Annotated in this window: 22 protein-coding genes, 1 tRNA gene and 3 pseudogenes; 10 read left to right on the top strand and 16 right to left on the bottom strand. The window is 69.1% G+C overall.

Going from position 1 to position 22,671, the window contains the following annotated elements:
- Window positions 1-18: 18 nt before the first annotated feature.
- From NS220_RS19170 to NS220_RS19165, 4 genes and pseudogenes are all read left to right on the top strand, one after another.
- Window positions 19-225, top strand: a pseudogene (locus NS220_RS19170) (transposase); the annotation flags it as partial.
- A gap of 49 nt (window positions 226-274) precedes the next feature.
- On the top strand, window positions 275-1,672 hold the full coding sequence (locus NS220_RS05665) for an IS30 family transposase (protein WP_058623112.1): 1,398 nt from the start codon (window positions 275-277) through the stop codon (window positions 1,670-1,672).
- 7 nt (window positions 1,673-1,679) lie between these two features.
- Window positions 1,680-1,970 (top strand): annotated as a pseudogene (locus NS220_RS05660) (integrase core domain-containing protein); the annotation flags it as partial.
- A 64-nt stretch (window positions 1,971-2,034) separates the two neighbouring features.
- Window positions 2,035-2,292 (top strand): annotated as a pseudogene (locus tag NS220_RS19165) (IS256 family transposase); the annotation flags it as partial.
- 244 nt (window positions 2,293-2,536) lie between these two features.
- Here the strand turns inward: NS220_RS19165 and NS220_RS05655 are convergent.
- The 5 genes from NS220_RS05655 to galU all read right to left on the bottom strand — a co-directional run bounded on the left by NS220_RS05655 (window position 2,537) and on the right by galU (window position 6,276).
- Window positions 2,537-2,818 carry a hypothetical protein gene (locus tag NS220_RS05655; RefSeq protein WP_153004166.1) on the bottom strand — a complete coding sequence of 94 codons (282 nt, stop codon included), beginning with the start codon at window positions 2,816-2,818 and terminating at the stop codon, window positions 2,537-2,539.
- A 637-nt stretch (window positions 2,819-3,455) separates the two neighbouring features.
- Window positions 3,456-3,531 (bottom strand) — tRNA-Ala (locus tag NS220_RS05650).
- A gap of 91 nt (window positions 3,532-3,622) precedes the next feature.
- Window positions 3,623-4,672, bottom strand: a complete 1,050-nt coding sequence (locus tag NS220_RS05645; protein ID WP_058623110.1) for a hypothetical protein — start codon at window positions 4,670-4,672, stop codon at window positions 3,623-3,625.
- Between the two features lie 66 nt (window positions 4,673-4,738).
- Entirely contained in the window at window positions 4,739-5,362 is a 624-nt protein-coding gene (locus NS220_RS05640) for a GNAT family N-acetyltransferase (protein ID WP_058623109.1), read from the bottom strand.
- A gap of 23 nt (window positions 5,363-5,385) precedes the next feature.
- Window positions 5,386-6,276: a UTP--glucose-1-phosphate uridylyltransferase GalU gene (galU, locus tag NS220_RS05635; RefSeq protein WP_058623132.1), complete on the bottom strand. Its 891-nt coding sequence runs from the start codon at window positions 6,274-6,276 to the stop codon at window positions 5,386-5,388.
- A 62-nt stretch (window positions 6,277-6,338) separates the two neighbouring features.
- On the opposite strand from galU, the gene NS220_RS05630 reads away from it, so the two are divergent.
- Genes NS220_RS05630 through mscL form a run of 3 tightly spaced genes read left to right on the top strand, consistent with a single transcriptional unit; the run spans window position 6,339 to window position 7,679 of the window.
- Entirely contained in the window at window positions 6,339-6,935 is a 597-nt protein-coding gene (locus NS220_RS05630; protein ID WP_058623108.1) for a 5-formyltetrahydrofolate cyclo-ligase, read from the top strand.
- A gap of 15 nt (window positions 6,936-6,950) precedes the next feature.
- The gene (locus tag NS220_RS05625; protein ID WP_058623107.1) at window positions 6,951-7,229 is read left to right on the top strand and encodes an FmdB family zinc ribbon protein; all 279 of its coding nucleotides are present in this window, start codon (window positions 6,951-6,953) and stop codon (window positions 7,227-7,229) included.
- Between the two features lie 30 nt (window positions 7,230-7,259).
- Window positions 7,260-7,679: a large conductance mechanosensitive channel protein MscL gene (gene mscL, locus NS220_RS05620; protein ID WP_058623106.1), complete on the top strand. Its 420-nt coding sequence runs from the start codon at window positions 7,260-7,262 to the stop codon at window positions 7,677-7,679.
- A 275-nt stretch (window positions 7,680-7,954) separates the two neighbouring features.
- On the opposite strand, the gene NS220_RS05610 is transcribed toward mscL, so the two are convergent.
- A complete protein-coding gene (locus NS220_RS05610) occupies window positions 7,955-11,662 on the bottom strand; it encodes an ATP-binding protein (RefSeq protein WP_058623104.1) in 3,708 nt (1,235 codons plus the stop codon).
- A gap of 200 nt (window positions 11,663-11,862) precedes the next feature.
- Between NS220_RS05610 and NS220_RS05605 the strand changes: the two genes are divergently transcribed.
- The gene (locus tag NS220_RS05605; RefSeq protein WP_058623103.1) at window positions 11,863-12,396 is read left to right on the top strand and encodes a methylated-DNA--[protein]-cysteine S-methyltransferase; all 534 of its coding nucleotides are present in this window, start codon (window positions 11,863-11,865) and stop codon (window positions 12,394-12,396) included.
- A gap of 174 nt (window positions 12,397-12,570) precedes the next feature.
- Here NS220_RS05605 and NS220_RS05600 read toward each other — a convergent pair whose 3' ends face one another.
- Together NS220_RS05600 and NS220_RS05595 are read right to left on the bottom strand one after the other, a co-directional pair.
- Window positions 12,571-14,187 carry a solute symporter family protein gene (locus tag NS220_RS05600; protein ID WP_058623102.1) on the bottom strand — a complete coding sequence of 539 codons (1,617 nt, stop codon included), beginning with the start codon at window positions 14,185-14,187 and terminating at the stop codon, window positions 12,571-12,573.
- Window positions 14,184-14,537, bottom strand: a complete 354-nt coding sequence (locus tag NS220_RS05595; protein WP_058623101.1) for a DUF485 domain-containing protein — start codon at window positions 14,535-14,537, stop codon at window positions 14,184-14,186. Before NS220_RS05595 ends, NS220_RS05600 begins: the two co-directional genes overlap by 4 nt.
- A 144-nt stretch (window positions 14,538-14,681) precedes the next feature.
- Here NS220_RS05595 and NS220_RS05590 point away from each other — a divergent pair, with 144 nt between their 5' ends.
- Both NS220_RS05590 and NS220_RS05585 read left to right on the top strand, forming a co-directional pair.
- Window positions 14,682-15,533, top strand: a complete 852-nt coding sequence (locus NS220_RS05590) for a helix-turn-helix transcriptional regulator (protein WP_058623100.1) — start codon at window positions 14,682-14,684, stop codon at window positions 15,531-15,533.
- A 125-nt stretch (window positions 15,534-15,658) separates the two neighbouring features.
- Window positions 15,659-15,943, top strand: coding sequence for a Fe-S cluster assembly protein HesB (locus NS220_RS05585; protein WP_058623099.1), 285 nt, complete (start codon window positions 15,659-15,661; stop codon window positions 15,941-15,943).
- Between the two features lie 58 nt (window positions 15,944-16,001).
- On the opposite strand, the gene NS220_RS05580 is transcribed toward NS220_RS05585, so the two are convergent.
- The 8 genes from NS220_RS05580 to paaA form a co-directional block, all read right to left on the bottom strand.
- Window positions 16,002-16,733: a hypothetical protein gene (locus NS220_RS05580; protein ID WP_058623098.1), complete on the bottom strand. Its 732-nt coding sequence runs from the start codon at window positions 16,731-16,733 to the stop codon at window positions 16,002-16,004.
- Between the two features lie 137 nt (window positions 16,734-16,870).
- A complete protein-coding gene (locus tag NS220_RS05575) occupies window positions 16,871-17,605 on the bottom strand; it encodes a hypothetical protein (protein WP_058623097.1) in 735 nt (244 codons plus the stop codon).
- A gap of 31 nt (window positions 17,606-17,636) precedes the next feature.
- Complete coding sequence (locus tag NS220_RS05570; protein ID WP_058623096.1) at window positions 17,637-18,407, bottom strand: enoyl-CoA hydratase/isomerase family protein; 771 nt, start codon at window positions 18,405-18,407, stop codon at window positions 17,637-17,639.
- A gap of 9 nt (window positions 18,408-18,416) precedes the next feature.
- Window positions 18,417-19,613: a 1,2-phenylacetyl-CoA epoxidase subunit PaaE gene (paaE, locus tag NS220_RS05565; RefSeq protein ID WP_242864540.1), complete on the bottom strand. Its 1,197-nt coding sequence runs from the start codon at window positions 19,611-19,613 to the stop codon at window positions 18,417-18,419.
- A complete protein-coding gene (gene paaD, locus NS220_RS05560) occupies window positions 19,613-20,092 on the bottom strand; it encodes a 1,2-phenylacetyl-CoA epoxidase subunit PaaD (RefSeq protein ID WP_058623095.1) in 480 nt (159 codons plus the stop codon). Before paaD ends, paaE begins: the two co-directional genes overlap by 1 nt.
- Entirely contained in the window at window positions 20,086-20,952 is an 867-nt protein-coding gene (gene paaC / locus NS220_RS05555; protein WP_058623130.1) for a 1,2-phenylacetyl-CoA epoxidase subunit PaaC, read from the bottom strand. Before paaC ends, paaD begins: the two co-directional genes overlap by 7 nt.
- 62 nt (window positions 20,953-21,014) lie before the next feature.
- The gene (gene paaB / locus NS220_RS05550; protein ID WP_055838158.1) at window positions 21,015-21,320 is read right to left on the bottom strand and encodes a 1,2-phenylacetyl-CoA epoxidase subunit PaaB; all 306 of its coding nucleotides are present in this window, start codon (window positions 21,318-21,320) and stop codon (window positions 21,015-21,017) included.
- Window positions 21,320-22,294: a 1,2-phenylacetyl-CoA epoxidase subunit PaaA gene (gene paaA, locus NS220_RS05545; RefSeq protein WP_440589457.1), complete on the bottom strand. Its 975-nt coding sequence runs from the start codon at window positions 22,292-22,294 to the stop codon at window positions 21,320-21,322. Before paaA ends, paaB begins: the two co-directional genes overlap by 1 nt.
- Window positions 22,295-22,671 lie beyond the last annotated feature (377 nt).

Genomic DNA, 22,671 nt, shown 5'->3' with positions numbered 1-22,671 from the left:
CCGTCAGGAGCAGGTGGGGTCTGGGTGACGGACATCACGCAGCACCGCACGCGCGAAGGCTGGGTCTACTGCGCCGCAGTCCTGGACGCCTACAGTCGCCGCATTATCGGCTGGACGATCGACTCCAAGCAGGACACCACGCTCGTCATCAACGCTCTCGACATGGCCATCCGGAACCGTCGCCCTGGACCGGGTGGGATCGTTCACGCGGACCACGGAACGCAAGGCGGATTCAACGGGTCGTCGCAACACCTCACATTGATGGAGGTGCGGGATGGTTCGTCGGCAGCAGGCATCGGATCGGGCGGTTCGACCGAAGCTACGATCGCCGGGAACACCGCCGATACCCCGGGAGGTCCAGCATCGGTTCTGGGGTGAGATCGCGAAGGGGGTGTTGCCGGAAGAAGCGGCGGCTCGGGTCGGGGTGTCGCAGCCGGTCGGCGGCCGCTGGTTCCACAACGCTGGCGGCATGCCGCCGTTCGATCTGAGCAAACCGCCCTCTGGCAGGTATCTGTCGTTCGATGAGCGGGAGGAGATCGCGATCCTCAAAGCGCAGGACTGCGGTGTTCGAGAGATCGCACGACGTATCGGGCGCGATCCGGGGACGATCTCTCGCGAGCTGCGTCGCAACGCCGCGACACGCGGGAGCAAGCTCGACTATCGAGCATCGGTCGCGCAGTGGAAGTCAGGTATTGCGGCGAAGCGGCCGAAGACCGCGAAGCTCGTCGCGAATCCGAAGCTGCGGGCCTATGTCGAGGAGCGTCTCTGCGGGCGGATCGTGATGCCCGACGGTGTCGTCGTCGCGGGCCCTCATGCACCGAAGTTCACGGGTCGGAACAAGCCGCACCGGAAGGACCGGCCGTGGTCGTGGGCGTGGAGTCCGGAGCAGATCGCGAACCGGATCCGCATCGACTTCCCGGAGGATGAGCCCATGCGCATCAGCCACGAGGCGATCTACCAGTCGCTCTACATCGAAGGCCGCGGCGCGTTGAAGCGTGAATTGGTGTGGTGCCTGCGAACCGGCAGAGCTTTGCGGGCACCCAGAGAGCGTTCGCGACGCAAGGCATGGGCACACGTCACACCCGAGACCCTGATCAGCGAAAGACCCGCAGAAGTCGAAGACCGTGCCGTTCCCGGACACGGGGAAGGTGACCTACTGATCGGGCTGGAACGCTCCGCGGTCGGCACCGTCGTCGAACGCAGCACCCGGTTCACCATGCTCGTTCACCTTCCACGAGAAGACGGATACCGGCACAAGGAGACTCCGAAGAACGGACCCGCGCTGGCTGGCTACGGCGCGATCACGATGAAGAACGCCCTCGCGAACACCATGTCGACGCTTCCCACACAGCTGACCAAATCACTGACCTGGGACCGCGGCAAGGAGATGTCCGCGCACGCCAAGTTCACGATCGAGACGGGCATCCCGGTGTTCTTCGCCGACCCGCAGTCACCTTGGCAGCGCGGCACGAACGAGAACACGAACGGGCTACTGCGTCAGTACTTCCCCAAGGGCACCGACCTCTCGCGGTGGTCCGCCGAAGACATCGAAGCCGTCGCCCACGCGCTCAACACCCGACCCCGCAAGACGCTCGGCTGGAGAACCCCAGCAGTGACATTCAACGAGCAGCTACTGTTGCTCCAACAAGCCGGTGTTGCAACGACCGGTTGAATTCGGTCAATTCACCTCGTGGCTGTTCGGGGAGAAGATTCGCTCCGCAGGGCTCCTGCCCTCGTTCGGATCCGTCCGCGATGGGCTGGACAACGCGATGATGGAGAGCTTCTGGTCATCGATGCAGATCGAACTGCTGAACCGGAAGAAGTGGAAAACGAGAGTCGAGCTCGCGAACGCGATCCTCGAGTACATCGAGACCTTCCACAACCGTCAGCGCCGACACTCCGCCCTCGGCTACCGCACCCCGATCAAATACGAGACACTCGAAATCAACGACATCCCCGCCGCGAGTTAGCGACCCCGACTGACACCAAATCCGTGGGGCAGGTCAAACTGTCACCGATTCGTTCCTCACGCCCAACTTCCAGCTCCGCAAGATCATCAAGAACCGGGGCCACTTCCCCAACGACCAAACCGCGATCAAGCTGCTCTGGCTCGCGATCTGCAACATCGAGGACAAGCGAGCCCGCGATCGCGCCTCTGAACGCGGCCTGTCCCGCGGGTCCAAGCGGAAAGCCGAGGGCCGCCTGGTCGAAGGGCAAGTCGTCACGAACTGGATGAAGGCGCTCGAGCAGCTCTCACTCGTCTACCCCGAGCGCATCGAGCGCTACCTCTAACCCCAAGACACCACCCGCTTACACACACAACTTGACAGGCTCTCGGATGGTTCTCTTCAAGACCGCACACCGGCAACGAAGTTGTGGAGCGGGTGCCAGGACTGAACTGCAGCATCCGCTGTACCCAGTGAACAACTGGACGCGCGCGGGACCAACCGTCCGATCGGAATCCGACAGCGGATCTCAGCTCACGACACCGGAGCGTTTGTAACCGCTCCCGGATCGCTGTTGAGCGGCGCAACATCTACGTGAAGAAACGCCACACGGCATAGCCAATCATCACGAGGCCCATGAGCACGCCGACGACTCCTACCGCTCCAACCCAAAATGGACTCTGCAGGCGCTCCAGTAGATCGCCGAGCCCTTTGCCGAAGACCCTTTTTTCGAATCCGACCGTGCCTCCGTATATTTTCTCGCGACGCTTGACAATCAGGATTCCTACGACGACGACGAGAATGCCAACTATCAGGTTCGGCAAGGCGGGGGCTGGTTGCCTCTGAATGGCGACTTCAATCAATCGGATCACCAGCCCCATCCTGCCTGGGCGCTACAGCCCGCCTTCGCGCCGAATGATACACCACCGCCATAGTACCCGAGCGGTCCATTCTGCTGGATTCCAGCCTCTCCGTAAGCGCCGATCCCACCCCCAGCAATCGTGCAGCTACCGCCGGCGAAGAAACCGCTCTCGCTTGGGCTGGAGCCCCCGGCCGTGATGGATACACCAGCTTCTATCCCTCCGCCCAAAGAAATGCGACCGTGCAAATCATGGTCGAGCGAAACGTTGAGACAGGCCCCAGCACATACCGAAAATCCACCGGAGAGCGCGCCAGGTCGCGAGAAGTCCACAGACCACAACTCGCCATCGAAGTGCTGGGGGCGCTGACTTGCTCGTGCGGAGCCGTTCGAGGACGTCCCCCACGAAGCTTTGGTCTCCGACCAGGGGACGAAGATGTCACTGGACACCGCCCTCGACGCCACCGAAGGCCTCTGGCTCAGAACCGGATGGGCAGGACGGAGCTGACACGCCCGACCCATACACACTTTTTGGCCGATAACCCCCAGCATCATCACCGTGACCGAAACGAGCGACGGCGCCTCTCCTGATGGAGAGACGCCGTATACGAATGGTTCTTACAAAGTCATTTGTTCTAAAGAGAACGATTTGGTGGACCTGAGGGGATTCGAACCCCTGACCTCCTCGATGCGAACGAGGCGCGCTACCAACTGCGCCACAGGCCCGGACAACTCCACAACACTATCACGCCACGCGCCTCGCACCCGCCTCGGCCGGGAGCCCGGGCGCGTCATGCCGCCGACGGCATGCGGCCCCTCACTGCCCCGAAGCGCGTCGCTCGAGAAGCCGGCGGACGTGGTCCTCGATCTCGCTGTCGTCGACGTACCCCATCGCGGCGTACGGCGAGGGAGCGGCCGCCGGACGCGCCGTCTCGATCGGCGTCGGAGCCTGCGCCGCGGCGATCTGACGTGCCGCCTCCTCGCGCGCGGCGGCACGCAGGGCCTCGCGAGCGAGCTGCTCGTCCACCACCGCGGCGGCACGGGAACCTGCGGAGGCGACGAGCGGACGCGGGAGCTCGCGCGGGGTCCACGTCTGACGCGGGGCCGGAGCCGCGGGGGCGAAGTCCTGCACCACCGGCTCGACACGGGGCTCGGCGACGATCGCGGGGCGCACGGCCGACCGCGAGGCGACCTGGGCGAGGCGACGCAGAAGAAGAAGGGATGCCGCGACCCCCGTCAGTCCCGCGATGAGCAGCACCGGCCCGGTGCCGGTCGCGACCATGACAGTGCCCGCGATAGCGGAGATCAGGCCCGCGAGCGCGAAGACGGACGTCGCGAGGCGGAAGCGCCGGCGAGCACGGGCCCGACGCGCTTCGGGCTGCGCCACGGCGGAGGCCCGCTCGAGGCGCGCCCGCTCGACGGCGACGGCCCGTTCGGCGCGGGACTTCTCCAGGGCGGCGGCACGCTCGGCACGCGCGACGTGTATCGCCGCGGCGCGTTCCGCCCGCGCCAGTTCGAGGGCGGCGGCGCGCTGCTCTTTCACGAGATCGCGGTCACGGGCGTTCTCCAGCCGGGCGACCTCGAGCCGGGCCTTCGCCTCGGCGAGTTCGATCTCGGCCTTGTGCGCCTGCACCTGACGCGCGAGCTTCTGCTGCTGGTGCGCGGTACGGGCGGTCAGCTCGAGGCGCACTTCGCGCGGCGTCTCGGCGGTCTCCGCCAGCACGCGCAGCGCCTGGTTGAGGCGGACGGCGTTGCGTTCGGCGGAGGTGAAGCGGTGCCGGCTCTGCCACGACGGCAGAAGATAGACGAGCCACAGCGCGACCGCGACGAAGACGATCACCCCGCCACCGAGAACCTGTCCACCCATGTGAACACGGTAGGTCACGGGACGGTCACAGCTCGGCATCCCCGCGCGTGTCGGCGCGGTGAATCCTCAGAGCTGGTCGGAGGAAGGAATGCGCGCGGCGTCCGGCGGCACTTGGCCCCGTTCGTAGCGGTCGAGCACGCCGTGCGGGACCTCTTCGCGCACCAGCGCGAACGCGTAGTGATCGCGCCAGTCGCCGTCGATGTGGATGTACCGGCGACGAAGCCCCTCGTACCGGAACCCGAGCTTCTCGACGACCCGGAGACTCGCGTGATTCTCGGGACGGATGCATATCTCGACGCGGTGCAGGTTGAGGCTGGTGAAGCAGACGTCGGTCGCCATCGCGACGCTGATCGTCGTGATGTTGCGCCCCGCGTACTCCTCGGCGACCCAGTAACCGATCGTCGCTGAGGAGAGCGAACCGCGGGAGACGCCCCACACGTTCAGCTGACCGGCGACCTCGTCGTCCCACTCCATCACGAAGGGGACGCCGAGGCCGTCGCGATACTGCTGAAGAAGGCGCCGGATGCCGAGACGCATGTCGAACGAGACCGGGCCGTCGGGGCTCGTGGCCTCCCACGGCCGCAACCACGAGCGGTTGTCGATCAGCTGCTGCTGAAGGACGCGCGCGTCGCGGTTGCGGATGAGGCGGATCGACACCTCGCCGTGCCGTCGAGGGACGGAGAGATCCATGGCATCCTGCCGTATCGGGGGAATCAGAGACCCGCCGCGAACTCCTTGAACCACGGGCGAAGCGCCGGGCCCAGGTCGTCACGGTCGGCGGCGAGCTGGACGATCGCCTTGATGTAGTCGACGCGGTCGCCGGTGTCGTAACGGCGTCCGCGGAAGATCACGCCGTAGACGCCTCCCCCGTCACCGCCGCCGTTGGCGAGCTCCTCGAGAGCGTCGGTCAGCTGGATCTCGCCGCCCTTGCCGGGTTCGGTGTGCTCCAGGATGCCGAAGACATCGGGTCCGAGCACGTACCGGCCGATGATGGCCAGGTTGGAGGGCGCGTCCTCGGCCTTCGGCTTCTCGACGAGCTGCGTGACCTTGACCACACCGTCTTCCTCGGTGGGCTCGACAGCGGCGACACCGTAGAGGTGGATGTGCTCGGGGTCGACCTCCATGAGCGCGATGACCGTGGCGTTGCGCTTGTCGTACTCCTCCATCATCTTCGTGAGCAGCGGGTCGCGCTCGTCGATGAGGTCGTCGCCGAGGAGGACGGCGAAGGGGTGGTCTCCCACGTGGCTGCGCGCGCGGAGCACGGCGTGGCCGAGCCCCTTCGGCTCACCCTGACGAACCATGTGCACGTCGGCGAGGTCGGACGAGTGCTCGACCTTGGCGAGCTTGTCGCTGTCGCCCTTCTCGCGGAGCTTCGCCTCGAGCTCGGGCATCGAGTCGAAGTGGTTGGCGATGTTGTTCTTGTTACGGCCGATGATGATCAGCACATCGTCGATACCGGCACCGGTGGCCTCCTCGACGACGTACTGGATGGCCGGCTTGTCAACGACCGGCAACATCTCCTTCGGCATGGCCTTGGTGGCCGGGAGGAAGCGCGTACCGAGTCCTGCGGCCGGGATAACGGCCTTGAAGGGCTTATGAGGCATGGGCATACCCTACTGGTGTCCTGTGACGGCGTCGCGCCGGGACGCGCACTTACACTTACTCCATGCCCGACAGCATCGAGCAGGCCAAGCGCGCACTCCGCGCCGATCTTCGCGAACGCCGACAGATCATCTCCGCGCACGCGCGGGAAATCGCGGAGGGCGGCATCAAAGATCAGCTCGACGCGCTGGTCGAGCGCCTCGGCGCCCGCAGTATCTCGTGCTTCCTCTCCACGACCACCGAACCCGGCACGCACGCCTTCGTCGCCGACGCGGTGGCCCGTGGCATCCGGGTCCTGCTGCCGATCACGCGCGAGGACGGGCTCCTCGACTGGGCGGTGGCCACGCCCGACGCCGACATCGCCGAGGGGATGTTCGGCATCCCCGAGCCCGTGGGCGACGTGCTCGGACCGATCGCGGTGAACGACGTCGACCTGCTGGTGATCCCGGCCGCGGCCGTCGACCGGCACGGCATGCGCCTCGGCTGGGGCCGCGGGTACTTCGACAAGACCCTCGGCTCGATGGAGAAATGCCCTCCCGTCTATGCCGTCATCTTCGACTCCGAGTTCATCGACGACGTCCCGCGCGACGTGCACGACCAGCCCGTCTCGGGCGTCGTGACCCCCACGCGCACGGTGCTCATCAACGACTCCCCCGCCTGACCCGAAAGAAGCACCATGCCCACCTACTCGTATGCCTGCAAGCAGTGCGGACACCGTTTCGACGCCGTGCAGTCCTTCTCGGACGCGGCCCTCACCGAATGCCCGGAGTGCGGCGGAGACCTCCGCAAGCAGTACGGCTCGATCGGTGTGACCTTCAACGGGTCCGGTTTCTACCGCACCGATTCGCGCGGTTCCTCGAGCGGATCCTCCCCCACGTCGACGAGCGCAAGCGGTGGCGGATCCTCGTCGACCTCGTCATCATCGACCTCGACGGCGTCCTCGTCGTCGTCCTGACACCTCGCACCACACCCCCGGGAGACCACAGTGATCAAGGGATTCAAAGAGTTCATCCTCCGCGGCAACGTCATCGATCTCGCGGTCGCCGTCGTCATCGGCGCCGCCTTCACGGCGGTGGTCAATGCGATCGTGAGCGCGATCATCAACCCGCTGGTCGAGATCTTCTACAAGCCCAACGAGAACGGTGACTTGGGACCGACGATCACCGGGATCTACGGCCAGCAGGTGACCTTCCCCCTCGGCGGCCTGCTGACGGCGATCATCAGCTTCTTCGCCGTGGCGATCGTGGTCTATCTCGTCTTCGTGTACCCGATGAACCGCTGGAAGGCGATCGCCGCCGCGCGCGCCGGCGTCACCGAGGCGGCATCCGACGAGCCGAAGCTCCCCACCGAGCAGGAGCTCCTCGTACAGATCCGCGACCTTCTGGAGCGTCAGAACAAAGCCTGACCCCTCACCGAAACGGGCCCGCGCTGACGTCAGCGCGGGCCCGTTTCTCAATAGTGCGGGGGGACGTCGCGCAGCATACGGTCGTCGTTGGGACCGGATGCCACCGGCCCCGGGCCCGCGCCCCGATGGGGGTCGTCCGCGGGTGCCGGCTCCGCCGTCGTGCCCGGTGCCGGGAGCAGGCGCGCACGGCGCGCGCCGCTGACACGCACGATGGCCTGCCGTGCGGCACCGCCGGGGTCGCGCTCGGATTCCGGTTCCGCCGCCGTGCCCACGGATCAGCCGGGCAGATCGAGGGGCTCGGTGGTCGTGCCCGATTCGGCGGGGTCGTCGGGCGCGACGCCGAGCAGTTCCGCGATCCGGGATGCCACTCCCGCGGGGTCGCTGTAGAGGTCGAACGCGTGCACGCGCACGTAGTGCCAGCCGAGGCGGCGCAGGATCTGCGGGCGCAGCCGCAGCGTCTCGCGCAGCGACTCGCCGATCGTCTCGGGGTCGCTCTCCGCGACGACGGCCTTGCCGCCGTGTCGCGCGACGAGCGGGAGGAGGCCGCGGTAGTCGAGGTCGACCTCGACGCCGAGGGCGCGCAGCTCGCGCGCCAGGGCCCGTGTGAGCGGATCGGCGAGGTCTTCGAGGGTGCTCTCGCGGCCGCGCGAGGCGACCGAGCCGAGGATGCCCATGAGAGTTGCGGCACCGTGCTCGAGGCGGCCATCGTCGAAAGCGGAAGGCCGGATCGACGACACGATCACCATCGAGCGTCGGGCCCGGGTCATGCCGACCGTGAGCAGACGCTCCCCGTCGGGGGTCGAGAGGTCGCCGAAGTCGCTGAGGACGCGGCCGTGGCGCGTGAGGCCGAAGCCGAGTGAGAACACCACGCGGTCGCGACTCTCGGCCACCGACTCCTCGAGGGTCAGCACGGCGAAGGGCTCGGCGGCATCCCGAGACACGAAAGCCGCGACGTCGGAACGCCCCGCGAGCGCCGCCTCGACGGACGCGCGCACGCGCTCGGCGTGGGTGCGGCTCGCGGTGACGACCATGAGCGACTCGGAGGCGCGGTTGACCGCGTGCTCGACAACGATGCTGACGACGCGGGCGACCTCGGCATCCGGGCTCTCCACGGCGCCGCTGACGGGGTGGGGCGCGCCCACGCCGTTCTCGACGTAGTCGACGCTCAGGCTGCCGCGGCCCAGGTACGAGCCGGCCCACGGGAGGGAGACGATCTCGCCGCCGTAGAACGCGTCGTTGACGAGCTGGGCGAGGTCTTCGCCCCCGGCGCGGTAGCTGCGGGTCAGCGTCTCGACGGGCAGCAGCTCGGCGATGCGCTCGAAGACCGAGACCTCGTCGAAGGGCACGTCGTCGGCCTCGTCGGGAACGGGGGCGATCGACGCGCTGACGCGGAACGGGGTCGGCTTCTGCACCACCGGGTCACCGAAGAGCACGACCTGACGGGCCCGGCGGAGCGCCGGGGCGGCCTCGGCCAGGCAGAGGGCGGCGGCGTCCGCGATGATGACCACGTCGAAGGCGAGATCCGTCGGCACGTCCGGGACCTCGTAGGGCGAGGCGAGCCACACGGGCGCGAGCGTGCGCAGGAGGGTGGGCGCGGCATCCGAGATCTCAGTGGCGGTGTGGAGGCCGTCCTTCAGCGAGCGCTTGAGCGCGGCGGCCTCGTCGGGGTGATCGACGATCCCGATGCGCCACTGCTTCGCCAGTTCCGCGGCGAGCAGCGGACCCGCGGCCGCGGCGTGCGCTTCGTCGACGAGGCGGAAGTCGCGCTCGAGGCGGTCGACGACGGCCGTGTTCGCTCCGAGGAGGGCGCGGTCGGTGCGGAGCAGGTGCTCCAGCGCTGACTGCCACCACGCGAACTCGAGCTCGTTGCCCACCCGTTCCTCGGGGACGTGGCGCACGGACAGCTCGACGAGCAGCGGCTCCAGTCCCAGACGGGCGAGCTCGGAGCGCAGCTGCGCGCGCTCGACGAGGTTGTCGAAGAAGGTCGATTCGGCGGCGAGACCCGCGAGGGTGCGCACGAGCTCGTGCACGGGCAGCGTCGCGAGACGCTCCGAGCCCTGACGGCCCAGGATCTGGTCGAGCTCGCCGAGCAGGGCGTCGACGCGCTGCCAGCCGACGTGCACGTCGGCGAGGCCCAGGGGGACCTCCGGCGTCACTCCGGCGTCGACCACACGCTGCCACTCCGTGCGCTGCTGCTGGATCCGCACCAGCGCCTCGTACATGTCCGTGACGTGCACGCCGGGGCGGACGTACTCCTTGGACAGGCGCTTGAGACGACGGCGGTTGGGTCCGCTCATCGGCGACGCGTCGCGGCGCGGCGAGTGGGCGTCGATGAGCTCGCCGAGCGGACGCTCGAACACGCTGGGGCTGAAGCGGTCGAGCGACTCGCGGATCCCCTGCAGCAGTTTGAGGTACGCACCGAGCTCGGACACCGTCTGGAACGGACGCATGCGGGTCTGCGCGATGAGCTCGTACCCGCGCTCGAGCAGACGCGGAACGTCGTGCGTGTGGAGCTTCCCGGCGAGGTCGTGTGCGGCGCGCGCGTCTTCGGTGCGGGTGAAGCTCACGCCGTACCACGGCGAGTCGTCGGGACCGAAGCGGAACTCGCCGAGGCGCGCGGCCATCGCCAGCGCCCGCGCGGCGGCATCGCGTCGACCGGCGAGCCGCTCCATCGTGGCGAGGTCGAATCGCGCCGCGGTCGAGGGCGGCGGAGAGGTGGATGCCAGCGCCGTGAGCGCGCGGAGGACGTCGAGGGCCGAGACGCCCAGCGCCAGATGCGGCTCGGTGACCGCCGAGCGGTAGTCGCGCAGCACCGTGCGCAGACGCAGCAGCGCGTCGTCGATCTCGGCGACCTTGGGCTGTTCGGCCTTCTCGTTGCGGCCGATGGCCCGAATGAGGTCGCGGCGCACGTGGTTCGGGGAGACCGCGAGTCCGGTGAGGCCGACACCGGCGAGGCGATGACGGATGCCGTCGAGAGTCGAGCGACGGGCGCTGACCACCAGGACACGCTTGCCGTCGTGGACGAGCTGGCCGACCGCGTTGATCACGGTCTGCGTCCCGCCGGTGCCGGGAAGCGTGTGGACGGCGAGCGAGTGTCCGGCGACGATCCGGGCGAGGACGCGCTCCTGCTCGGCGTCGGCGTCGAGGAGGAGGGTGTCGGACGCCGGCGAGCGCTCGTCGGGGCTGACGATGACGGGGTCCTCGCGCCGCACGGTGATGCGGGCGCGGTCGTCCGGGTGCCCGGCGAGGGCGTTCAGAAGCGTGTCGTCGAGGTGCTGGGTGTCGCGCGCCATGCCGGAGCCCACGTCGGCGAACGACGAGATCACCAGGCGCGGGTGCACCACGAAAGTGGGCACGTGCGTGGTCAGGCGGCGGATGTGGTCGATGACCGGCTGCGGCTTGAACACGCCCTGGTCGTACGCGAGGCCCGCCAAGGCGGCACTGTCGATGTGGATGCCGAGATGGCTGCGGAACGCGCGGGCCAGTTCGGGGTTCATCACGAAGGCGCCGTGCAGCTTCAGCTCGAAGTCGCCGTTGTGGCGGCGGATCGCGAGGGGCCGGAGGAGGACGGGCGACGACCACTCCACTCCCCCGATCTTCCACGCGGCGAGACCCACGGCGAGGTGGACGGGCTCGAGGCCGCGCGCGGTGCGGAGTTCGACGTTCTTCGCGGTGATGCGTTCGGCGGCGAGTCGGGCGGTGCGCAGGGCCACCTCGTCGCGGAAGAGGTTCGACAGGAGCGTGGCCCGACCGGTGATGAACTGCGGCAGGGAACCGGGATGCGCCTTGGTGATGTCGATGCCGGCGTCGAGCGCGTCGTCGAATCGCAGGAGGGTGGATCGCCCGCCGAGGGCAGCCGCCTCGGTGCGGATGCGATCGCGTTCGGGGTCGGCGACGTGGCGGACCACGATGCCGGGCTCCGACAGTCGCAGCTCGGCCGGATCGACGGTCGACGAGGACCCGTCTCCGTCGCCACCGCTCACGGTGTCATCCTCAGCTCGCCACACACCTGCCAGACTAAGCCGGGCATCTGTGGTTCGCGCGTAGCCGGGGCGGGTTTTGTGGGAATCGGGCGACACGCCGTCGGATCGGCTGTTCCTCCCCGGGATGCCGAATCGCGAGGTCGTCCCCCGTCGCGGATCGAAGCACGACGGGCGATCCCGCCGATCACGAGGATGAGCGCATGAACACAGTCACCAGCACGGAGCACGACAGTCCGGTCGGTCCGATCCTCCTCACGTTCGTCAACGATGCGCTCGTGCGGCTCGACGTCGCCCATGACGGCATCGACCTCGCGCGGGCCGACATCGCGCAACGTCTGGGCGTCCTGCCCGAGCCCGATCCCGAAGGGGCCGTCGACCTGCGGACACAGCTCGACGAGTACTTCGACGGCGAGCGGCGGCACTTCGACGTGGCGCTGGACTGGCGACTCGTGCAGGGCTTCACCCGGACGGCGCTGCAGGCGACCATCGACGTCCCCTACGGGGAGGTGGCCTCGTACGGCGAGGTGGCGGTCCTCGCGGGTGCTCCCGGAGCGGCGCGCGCGGTGGGCACGGCGTGCGCGAAGAGCCCGTTCTCCCTCGTGGTGCCCGTGCACCGCGTCGTCCGCGCCGACGGCTCGATCGGTGAATACGGCGGCCACCCCGAGGTCAAGGAGTATCTGCTGTCGCTGGAGAACGACGTGATGCTGCGCGAAGGACTCCGCGGAGCGGGGTGAGATCCCCCGCGGGCGGCGAGATGGGCCGGCACGGCGGCCCGAGGGCGGCGAGATGGGCCGGCGCGGCGAACCAGGCGCGCACGAATGGCGCGAACGGTCGCCCGGAGAACGGGGAGCGCCCGGCCCCGCGGCTGTCGCCGACGAGACCGGGCGCTCCCGCTCCGAACGTGTTTCTCAGTGCTGGGACGCCTTCTCGGCACCGAAGCCGGTGAGCGAGCGCACGTCCATCTCCGCCGCCTTTCCGGCATCCTCGGCACGGCGCGAGGTGACCGAGCCGAGCCAGCCGAGCAGGAACCCCAGCGGGATCGACACGATGCCCGGGTTGTTCAGCGGCCAGATCGCCACCCCGGTGTCGACGAACACGCTGGTAGGCGTGCCCCAGAAGACCGGCGAGAGGAAGATCAGCACCAGGGCCGAGCCGAGCCCTCCGTACATGCTCCATACCGCGCCGCGGGTCGTGAACCGACGCCAGAAGAGCGAGTACAGGATGGTCGGGAGGTTCGCCGAGGCCGCGACGGCGAAGGCCAGCGCGACCAGGAACGCCACGTTCTGCCCCTGGACCCCGATGCCGCCGATGATCGCGAGCACGCCGATCACGATGACGGTGCGTCGAGCGACCTTGACCTCCCCGTCCGGCGGGACGTTGCCCTTCTTCACCACGCTCGCGTAGATGTCGTGCGCGAAGGACGCGGCCGCGGTGATGGTGAGACCCGCGACCACCGCGAGGATGGTCGCGAACGCCACCGCCGAGATGAACCCGAGCAGGATCGGCCCGCCGAGAGCGAGGGCCAGCAGAGGGGCCGCCGCGTTGACGCCTCCCGGTGCCGCGAGGATGGCATCCGGTCCGACGAGGGCACCCGCGCCGTATCCGAGCACGAGGGTGAGGATGTAGAACAGCCCGATCAGCCAGATGGCCCAGACCACCGAACGCCGGGCCTCTTTGGCCGTGGGCACCGTGTAGAAGCGCATGAGCACGTGGGGCAGGCCCGCCGTGCCCAGCACCAGCGCGAGCGCCAGGGAGATGAAGTCCCACGGGTTCTTGCCGTACTGAAGACCCGGGGCGAGCACCGCCTCCCCCTTCGGAGACGCGGCGACGGCCGCTTCGAGAAGGGTGTTCAGGTTGAACCCGTTGATCGCGAGCACCCAGATGGTCATGACGACGGCGCCGCCGATCAGCAAGAACGCCTTGACGATCTGCACCCAGGTGGTGCCCTTCATTCCGCCGATGAGGACGTAGACGATCATGAGGAGGCCCACCACCGCGACGACGATCGACTGTCCCAGCCGCTCGGTGATCCCCAGCAGCAGCGAGACGAGTCCCCCCGCTCCCGCCATCTGGGCGAGGAGGTAGAAGAAGCACACCGCGAGGGTCGTGATCGCCGCGGCCATGCGGACGGGGCGTTCCCGCAGACGGAACGAGAGCACATCCGCCATCGTGAACTTGCCCGTGTTGCGCATGAGTTCCGCCACCAGCAGCAGCGCCACCAGCCAGGCGACGAGGAAGCCGATGGAGTAGAGGAACCCGTCGTACCCGTTGATCGCGATCGCGCCGACGATCCCCAGGAAGGAGGCCGCCGAGAGATAGTCGCCCGCGATGGCGAAACCGTTCTGCGGGCCCGTGAACGAGCGTCCCGCGGCGTAGTAATCGGCCGCGGTCTTGCTGTTGCGGCTGGCCCGGATGACGATGAACAACGTCACGGCGACGAAGGCACCGAAGATCGAGATGTTCAGGACCGGGTTGTTCTCGACCGTCTGGACGGCGGCGTGGACAGTGCCGAAGACCTCGTTCACGGGGCACCCCGCTCCGTGCGCTCGAGCTCGTCCCGCAGCTGTTCCGCGAGGGGATCGAGCCGACGGTTCGCGTACGCGACGTAGCCCATCGTGATCGCGAAGGTCGTGACGAACTGTCCGAGGCCGAACAGGAGTCCGACCGTCACCGCGCCGAACACCGGCTGGGCCATGAACTCCGGAGCGAACGACGACAGCAGCACGTAGACGAAGTACCAGACGAGGAACGCGACCGCGAGCGGGAAGATGAAGCTGCGTTGACGCTTCTTCAGATCGCGGAACGGTGCGGACTCCTCAACCGCGATGTAGTCGACGCCGCCCCGGGGGGCGGGGTCGATCCTTCTGTCCGTCATGTGGCCTCCTTGCCTCATGGGACCGGTGCAACATCGCACCGATGGGGGGATGATGACCCGGGATGGTGGAAGCGCTCCCGGTGGTAGGGTCGACGCTACGAAAGGCGGCGACGCAGCCGTCACCCCCGGAAGTAGGTAGTTCTCTTGGGAGCAGCGACCGTTCTTCGCGACGACGCGACACTCGTGTCCCACGCCGTCGCCGAACTCGCGCGCCGCACCCACTTCCCGCTCGCGTTCGGCGGCCTGGAACACAACGGGTCCGTTCACGTCACGACCATCGTCGGAGCACGCACCCGCAGCATCGAGGGACTCGTCGTCCGCGCCGAACGCGGACTCGGCGGCCGCGCTCTCGTCGAGCGGCGGCCTCGGATGACGCTCGACTACCGCACCGCCCGATCCATCACGCACGACTACGACCGCGCCATCCTCGGCGAGGGAATCGCCACCCTGTTCGCCGTCCCGGTCCTCGTGCGCGGACACGCGCGCGGCGTGCTGTACTGCGGATCGTGGGCACAGGCGCCGGTGGGCGACCTCGAAGCACGACCGGCGTTCGACGTCGCCGGAGAGCTCGGCACCGAGCTCCGCGTCCGAGAAGAGGTCGATCGCCGCCTCTCGACGATGCCGTCGAGCGACAACGCACTGAGCGTCGGCGTGCGCGAGGAGATCCGCGAGAGCTACGCGCAGTTGCGCAGCATCGCCGCGACCGTCGGCGACGACGACGTGCGACGGCGTCTCGAGGCACTCGAGTCGCGATTGGCCGCGCTCACCGGGGATGCTCCCCGCTCCGGCGAGGACGCTGACATCCATCTCTCGCGCCGCGAGATCGACGTCCTGGCCTGCGCGGCCGTGGGGTCGACGAACGGCGAGATCGCGGCATCCCTCCAGCTTCGAGAGACCACCGTCAAGTCGTATCTCGCCTCGGCGATGGCCAAGCTCGACGCCTCGACGCGGCACGCCGCGGTCGCGCGCGCGCGACGGGCGGGCCTGCTCCCCTGACCCTCGTGCGCGCCCTTTGTGCGCTCGGTGGGAATCCCCTGGAAATGGATGCCAGAGCTTGAGAGCCGCGCCCATTCTCGGCATCGTGGCTGGCTCCTGTCGTCGACAAAGAAGGAGAGCCACGAATGCTGACGCTCACCGAAGAGGCCACGACCGCCGTCAAGACCATCACCGCGCAGTACCCTGACGCCGCCCAGGGCGGGGTGCGCATCGAGGGCGCGGGCTCACCCGAGTCCCAGTTCTCGCTGTCGGTCGTCGACGGCCCGCAGCCGCAGGACGCCGTCGTCGAGCACGCGGGCGCACGGGTCTTCCTCGATACCGACGCCGCTGCCGTTCTGGATGACCGCGTCCTCGACGCGCAGATCGACCCGCAGGGTTCCGTTCAGTTCGCGGTCACGACCGCGGCCTGACGATCGCGCTGTTTCGACGATGCCCCGGCCACGTGCCGGGGCATCGTCGTTTCGCGCGTCAGCCGCGGAACACCACGATCTCGTCGCGCGCCTCGTCGTAGACGAACTGCAACGCGGTGTCGGGCGGCAGGTCGGTCAGAGCGCGCTCGGCCGACCCGTCCGTGAGCAGGATCGTGTAGCTGGCCGGAAAAGCTCCGGCTCCGCAGGACGGGATAAGGGATTCCCCTCCGTAGGAGAGGCCGGAGTCCTCATCTTCGAGCAGATCGGGCTGCCAGATCGTCATGCAGCGCGGTGCCTGATCGCCTTCACGGAACGAGGGGTAGGTGATCGCGCGGAATCCCTCGAACGCGTCGTACCCGGTCACCTTTCCCGTCACGCCGCGATACAGCGCGGCCGGGGGCGTGAAGCCGGGATCGGCGGTGAGACGAGTGACCTCCTCGACCCCCGCGCGCAGCGGGTCGGTCTGCGCGTTCTGCACGAGCAGGAGGCTCATGACCCAGGTCGCGGCGATGAGAAGGCCGGCGGAGATCACGAGGACCCGCGATCGAACGAGACGCGGTCGGGCGCGGCGGGAGACGTCGGAGGCGGCAGCCGGGATCGCGGCGTCCGTCGGCACCACTGGCTGCGTGGTCTCGTCGGCTGGGGTACCGATGTCCTCGTCGTTCGCGCCCGCTCGGGACTCCAGCTCTACGAGGCGGCGAAGGGCATCCGGATCATCCGAGATGTCGGCAGAAGGCGAGTACGCCCGGCGACGCAGCTCAGCGAGTTCGTCATCTTCATCGATCGACATGAGCCGATTCAATCAACAGGAGGGGCCTCCCGCACGTCACCGCCCCGCGAACACCGGCGCGCGCTTCGTCGGGAAGGCGGCGAACCCTTCGCGATCCTGGTCCGTCCGGGCAAAGGAGGGCATCGTCGTTTCACGGGTCAGCCGCGGAACACCACGATCTCCTCGTTCGCCGGGTCATAGACGAACTGCAGGGCGGTCCCGGCCGGCAGGTCCGTCTGCTCTAGCTCCGGGGTCTCTTCGCGCAGCAGCATGGTCGAGTTGGCGGGGAAGGAGCCGGCTCCGCACGCGCTCACCAAGAACTCGCCGTCGTACGAGAACCCGCCGCCGCTCGAGGAGTCGAGCAGCGCCGGCTGCCACACGGTGATGCAGCGCGCTGCTCCCTCGACGTCGTTGTAGGACGGCTGGGAGAAGACGCGGAATCCCTCGAACTCCTCGAACGCCGTGACCCGGCCGGTGATGCCCACGGTCAAGGGGCGGGGGACCTCGAAGGTCGGATCCGGCGACAGCCGCGCGATCTGCGTCGCCCCGACCTGCAGGGGATCCGTCTGCACGCGCTGCACGACCACGAGCACCGTCGCGAGGGTCGCCGCGACGAGGGCCGCCGCCGTGAGCAGGATCACCGTCGACCGACGCGGGCGCGGGAGGGTGAACCGCGGCCGCCCGGGGGCGGTATCCGGAATGTCATCCTCGACGGGTGCGTCGGGTTCCTCGGGCACGGCCAGGGCCCGCTCGGTCGTCTGCGCGGTCTTGTTCGCGCGGGCCTCGAGCTCCATCAGGCGGCGAAGGGCATCGGGGTCCGAGGCGATATCGGCAGAAGGCGAGTACGCCCGGCGACGCAGCTCAGCGAGTTCGTCTTCTTCCTCGATCGACATGAGCCGATTCAATCAGCACCGGCCGCACGCGTCAGCGACCCACAAAACTCGGGGGGCGCTTCGCCTGGAATGCCGCGAACCCTTCGCAATAGTCGTCCGTGCGGGCGAGAGCGGCCTGCGCACGGTTCTCGAGGGCCATCGCCTCCCAGAGCCCGAGGCGCTCGTCGCGGATCGCCGTGACGATCCGCTTGCTCGCGCGGAACGCCTCGGTGGGCCCGGCCGCCGCGCGGCGGGCGGCGAGCTCGGTGGCATCCTGGACCTCGGATGCCGGGACCACCCGCGAGAAGAGCCCGGCGCGCACGGCCTCCTCGCCCGTCAGCATCCGTCCCGTGTAGATGAGGTCGAGGGTGGCGTGGGTGCCGAGACGCTCGACGAAGAGGGCATGGCCGCCGGAGTCGAGGGTCGCGCCGAGCGCGGCGAAGGGCGAGCCGATCCGGGCGTCGTCGGCCACGAACACGACGTCGGTGGCGATCAGCAGACCGAGCCCCACGCCGAGGCACGCACCGTGAGCGGCGGCGAACGTCGGAGCGGGGAACGATGCCATGCGTCGGAGCAGGGGAGCGAGGGTGGCGTCAAGGTAACCCGCGACGTCGTCGGTCGCCGGGTCGACGCCGGAGATGTCTCGGCCCGCGCAGAACGACGGTCCCTCGCCGCGGAGCAGGACGGCGCGGGCACCGTCGGCCTCAGCGTGGTCGTACGCCTCGGCGAGCGCACCCAGCGCGTCGAGATCGAGCGCGTTGCGTCGCGCGGGGGCGTTCAGAGTGATGGTCGCGAGGTCGTCGGTGACGGAGTAGTCGATCACGGCATCCTCCTATCCGTCGTAGTCGACGCGCACGGCGTCGGTGCTCGGGTGCGATTGGCACGTGAGCACGTACCCGCGCTCGATCTCGTCGGGTTCCAGGGCGTAGTTCTCGGTCATCGAAACGGACCCCTCGATCACGCGGGCCCGACAGGTGCCGCAGACTCCCCCGGCGCACGCGAACGGAACATCCGGTCGGACGCGCAGCGCGGCGGCCAGGATCGTCTCGTTCGCGGCGACCGGGCTGTCGACGTGCGCCGACTGTCCGTCGAGGGTGAAGTCGATCGAGCGGACGGGTTCGTCGGCGCGTACCCGGACGGGGCGCGCTCCCCCGGTCTGGGCCGGGGCGTCGCCGTCGCCCGCGGTGAACAGCTCGAAGCGCACGCGCTCTCGCGGGACCCCCGCCGCGCCCAGCGCCTCGCGGCACACCTCGACGAGGGCGAACGGTCCGCAGAGGAACCACTCGTCCACGGATGCGGGATCGATCAGCCGCGAGAGGATCAGGCGCAATCGCTCCTCGTCGAGGCGCCCGGAGAACACCGGGGCGGCCCGCTGCTCGCGAGAGAGCACGTGGTGCAGTGTCAGGCGCGCGGGGAAGCGGTCTTTGAGGTCGGCGAGTTCGTCGACGAACATGACATCGGTGGAGGAGCGGTTGGCGTACACGATCGTCATGCGGCTGTCGGCGGAGCGCTCGAGGACGCCCGCGGCGAGCGCCATGATCGGGGTGATGCCGGAGCCCGCGGCGATCGCGACCACGTGCCCGGAGGCCGTCGACGCTCTCGAGACGAACGTGCCCTGGGGGCTCATCACGTCGATCTCGTCACCGGGGCGCAGGCCCTCGTGCGCCCACGACGAGAAGCGTCCGTCGGGGTCGCGCTTGATCCCGACGCTGATCGCGCCTCGGGCGGGCGGGCGGCACAGCGAGTACGAGCGGCGGAGTTCTTCGCCGTCGACCGTGGCCCGCAGGGCGACGTACTGACCGGGCGCGTAGTCGAAGGCGTCGGCGAGGTCGTCCGGGACGGCGAAGGTCACCTCGATCGCGGTCGGGGTGAGGGGGCGCACGTCGGCGACGCGCAGGGTGTGGAACCGGGCACGGGCGCGTGTCACGGCGGATCCGGGGAGCGAGGCGTCCGCCGGTGAGGGACCGGTGGGTCGCGCGAGGTCTCTCGAAACCGAGGGGCCCGCGGGCGTGGCATCCGTCATCGTCATCAGAGGGCCTTGAAGTGGTCGAAGGGCTCGAGGCACGCGCGGCACTCCCACAGCGATTTGCACGAGGTGGAGCCGAAGCGCGAGAGCTCGCTGGTGTCGAGCGACCCGCAGCGCGGGCACACGACGCTGAGCGTGAGCCGGATGGGACCGGCGGGAGCCCGCCCGGTGGGCGGGGCGATGCCGTACTCGGTGAGCTTGCGGCGACCTTCGTCGCTCATCCAGTCGGTGGTCCAGGCGGGGGTGAGGGTGGTCCGCACGACCGCGTGCTCGAAGCCCGCCGCGGTGAGGGCGAGCACGATGTCGTCGCGGATCGCCTCCACGGCGGGGCAGCCCGAGTACGTCGGGGTGATGGTGACGGTCACCGTGTCGCCGTCGACGCGCACGTCGCGGAGCACACCGAGGTCGTCGATCGTGAGCACCGGCACCTCCGGGTCGACGACGGCCGCCGCCACCTCGCGGGCGTGCTCGACGCTCACCATGTCGCCCCCGGATGCCGGCGGGCCAGCACCTGCATCTCGGCGATCAGGGGTCCGAACGACGGGTGATGGATGCCACGGCGTCCGCCCGCAGACGAGGCGGGGACCGCCGGCACGGGGACGTCCTCTTCGGAGAGAACCGCGGTCAGCACGTCGTCGACCCGCGAACGCAGGGTCGACGGTCGGACGACGATCCCGTCGAGTCGGTCGTGCACAGGCTCGTCGCGGAACACCTCGTCGAGGTACGGCCACGTGTCGTCGAGACCGACGAGGAGGCGGCGCCGCGATTCCTCGGTGCCGCCGGCGAGGCGGAGCGTCCACTGCACGGCGTGGTCGCGGTGGTAGTCGACCTCTTTCTCGGCCTTCGCGGCGACGGCGGCGAGCACCGGATCGGGGGATGCCGTGAGGTCGCGGTACAGCTCGAGAAGATACGTGGATGCCAGGAGCTGGCGCGCGATCGTGTGGGCGAAGTCGCCGTTCGGCAATTCGAAGAGCCAGGCGCTGCGGAACGCCGGCTCATCGCGCCAGTACGCCAGGTCGTCTTCACTGCGGCCGTCGTAGCTCCCGGCGTACCGCAGGAGCGAGCGGGCGTGGCCGAGCAGGTCGAGGGCGATGTTTCCGAGCGCGACGTCCTCCTCGATCTCGGGGGCGCGCGCGATCCACCCGCAGAGATTCTGCGCGAGGATCAGCGCGTCGTCGCCGAGGCGCAGCGCGTAGGCGGCGACGTCGGGGTCGGTGGCGCGGTCCTCTCCCCCGGCGAGCTCGGCGGCGAGCTCGCGGGTGTCGAGGAAGACGTCCCCGTGCGGGTCGGCGCCGTGCGGATCGGCGCCGTGCGGGTCTGCGGCTTCGACAGGCTCAGCCACCGACGCCGAGCCAGGTCCCTGAGCCTGTCGAAGGGACCGGTCCCCGTGATCGGTCGAGATGCTCACAGGTGCGGCACCCCCTCGGAGGCGGTGTAGTACACCGCGTGCCGGTAGTTCTTGCCCGCGGGCGACTCGAAGAAGGCGCCCTTCGCTCCCGGATCGCTCGTCGTCACGGCATCCGAGGGAACGACCCAGACCGACACGCCCTCACCGCGACGGGTGTAGAGGTCGCGGGCGTTGCGGACGGCGAGTTCGGCGTCGGGCGCGTGCAGCGAACCGACGTGCACGTGGCTGAGACCGCGGTTCGCGCGGACGAAGACCTCCCACAGGGGCCAGGTCTCGGCGGGGCTGCCTCCGGGCGTGGCCATCAGGCGGCCGCCGTCTCGGTGCGGGCGGCGCTCTTCTTCGCGGCGTAGGCCGCGGCGGCTTCGCGCACCCAGGCTCCCTCTTCGTGCGCGTCGCGGCGGTGCTGACGGCGCATCGTGTTGAGCGGTCCGCGGCCCGCGAGCACCTCGTGGAACTCCGTCCAGTCGATCTCGCCCATGACGTACTCGCCGGTCTCGTCGTCGTAGCGCAGCTCGGGGTCGGGCAGGGTCACTCCCAGCACGGCCGCCTGCGGCACGAGCATCGAGACGAATCGCTGACGCAGTTCGTCGTTGCTGAAGCGCTTGATGTTCCACGCCATCGACTGCGCCGAGTTGGGCGAGTCGTCATCCGGGGGCCCGAACATCATCAGGCTCGGCCAGTACCAGCGGTTCACGGCATCCTGAGCCATCTCGCGCTGCTCCTCGGTGCCCTGCATGAGGGTGAGGAGGATCTCGAAGCCCTGGCGCTGGTGGAACGACTCCTCCTTGCAGATGCGCACCATCGCCCGACCGTAGGGTCCGTACGACGCGCGGCACAGCGGCACCTGGTTGCAGATGGCGGCGCCGTCGACGAGCCACCCGATGGCGCCCATGTCGGCCCACGTCGGGGTGGGGTAGTTGAAGATCGAGGAGTAGCGGGCCTTGCCGTCGACCAGCTGCTGGGTCATCTCGTCGCGCGTGATCCCGAGGGTCTGCGCGGCGGAGTAGAGGTACAGGCCGTGGCCGGCTTCGTCCTGCACCTTCGCCAGCAGGATCGACTTGCGCTTGAGGCTGGGCGCGCGGGTGATCCACGCCCCCTCGGGCTGCATGCCGATGATCTCGGAGTGCGCGTGCTGGGAGATCTGCCGGATCAGGGTGCGGCGGTAGCCCTCCGGCATCCAGTCCCGGGGTTCGATACGACCGTCGGCCTCGATGAGGGCGTCGAACATCGCCTCTCCGTCGCTCGGGGCATCCGTGGTGGGGGCGGTCATCGTCATCGTCGACTCCTTTACAGACCGATCGTTCAGTAAAACTGTACCGGAGGGCGGTGGGGACCGCAACGGGCGTGACCCCCTGCCCGCGAGCGCGTGACACCGCGACCTTCGACGTCGACGCCGCCCTCGCTCGCCGGCGAGGACGCATGCGTTCGCCGAGACCGCATCCGGTTCACGCGGAACGGGTACGGCCTCGGCGAACGAGTGCGGCCTCGGAGAGCGGCGCGGGCGGGCGCGGACGCCTGACCCCGTGGGCCAGGCACGGCGCGGCCGGGCCGGTCCAGGCGCGCGTCGACCCCGCCCTTGCTCGCCGGCGAGGACGCACCCGTTCGCCGAGACCGCACCCGATTCACGCGGAACGGGTACGGCCTCGGCGAACG

The organism is Microbacterium testaceum (genome assembly GCF_001476655.1).
Lineage (GTDB): Bacteria > Actinomycetota > Actinomycetes > Actinomycetales > Microbacteriaceae > Microbacterium > Microbacterium testaceum_C.
Note: the sequence above shows the minus strand (reverse complement) of the source record. Positions and strands in the feature narration are given on the sequence as shown.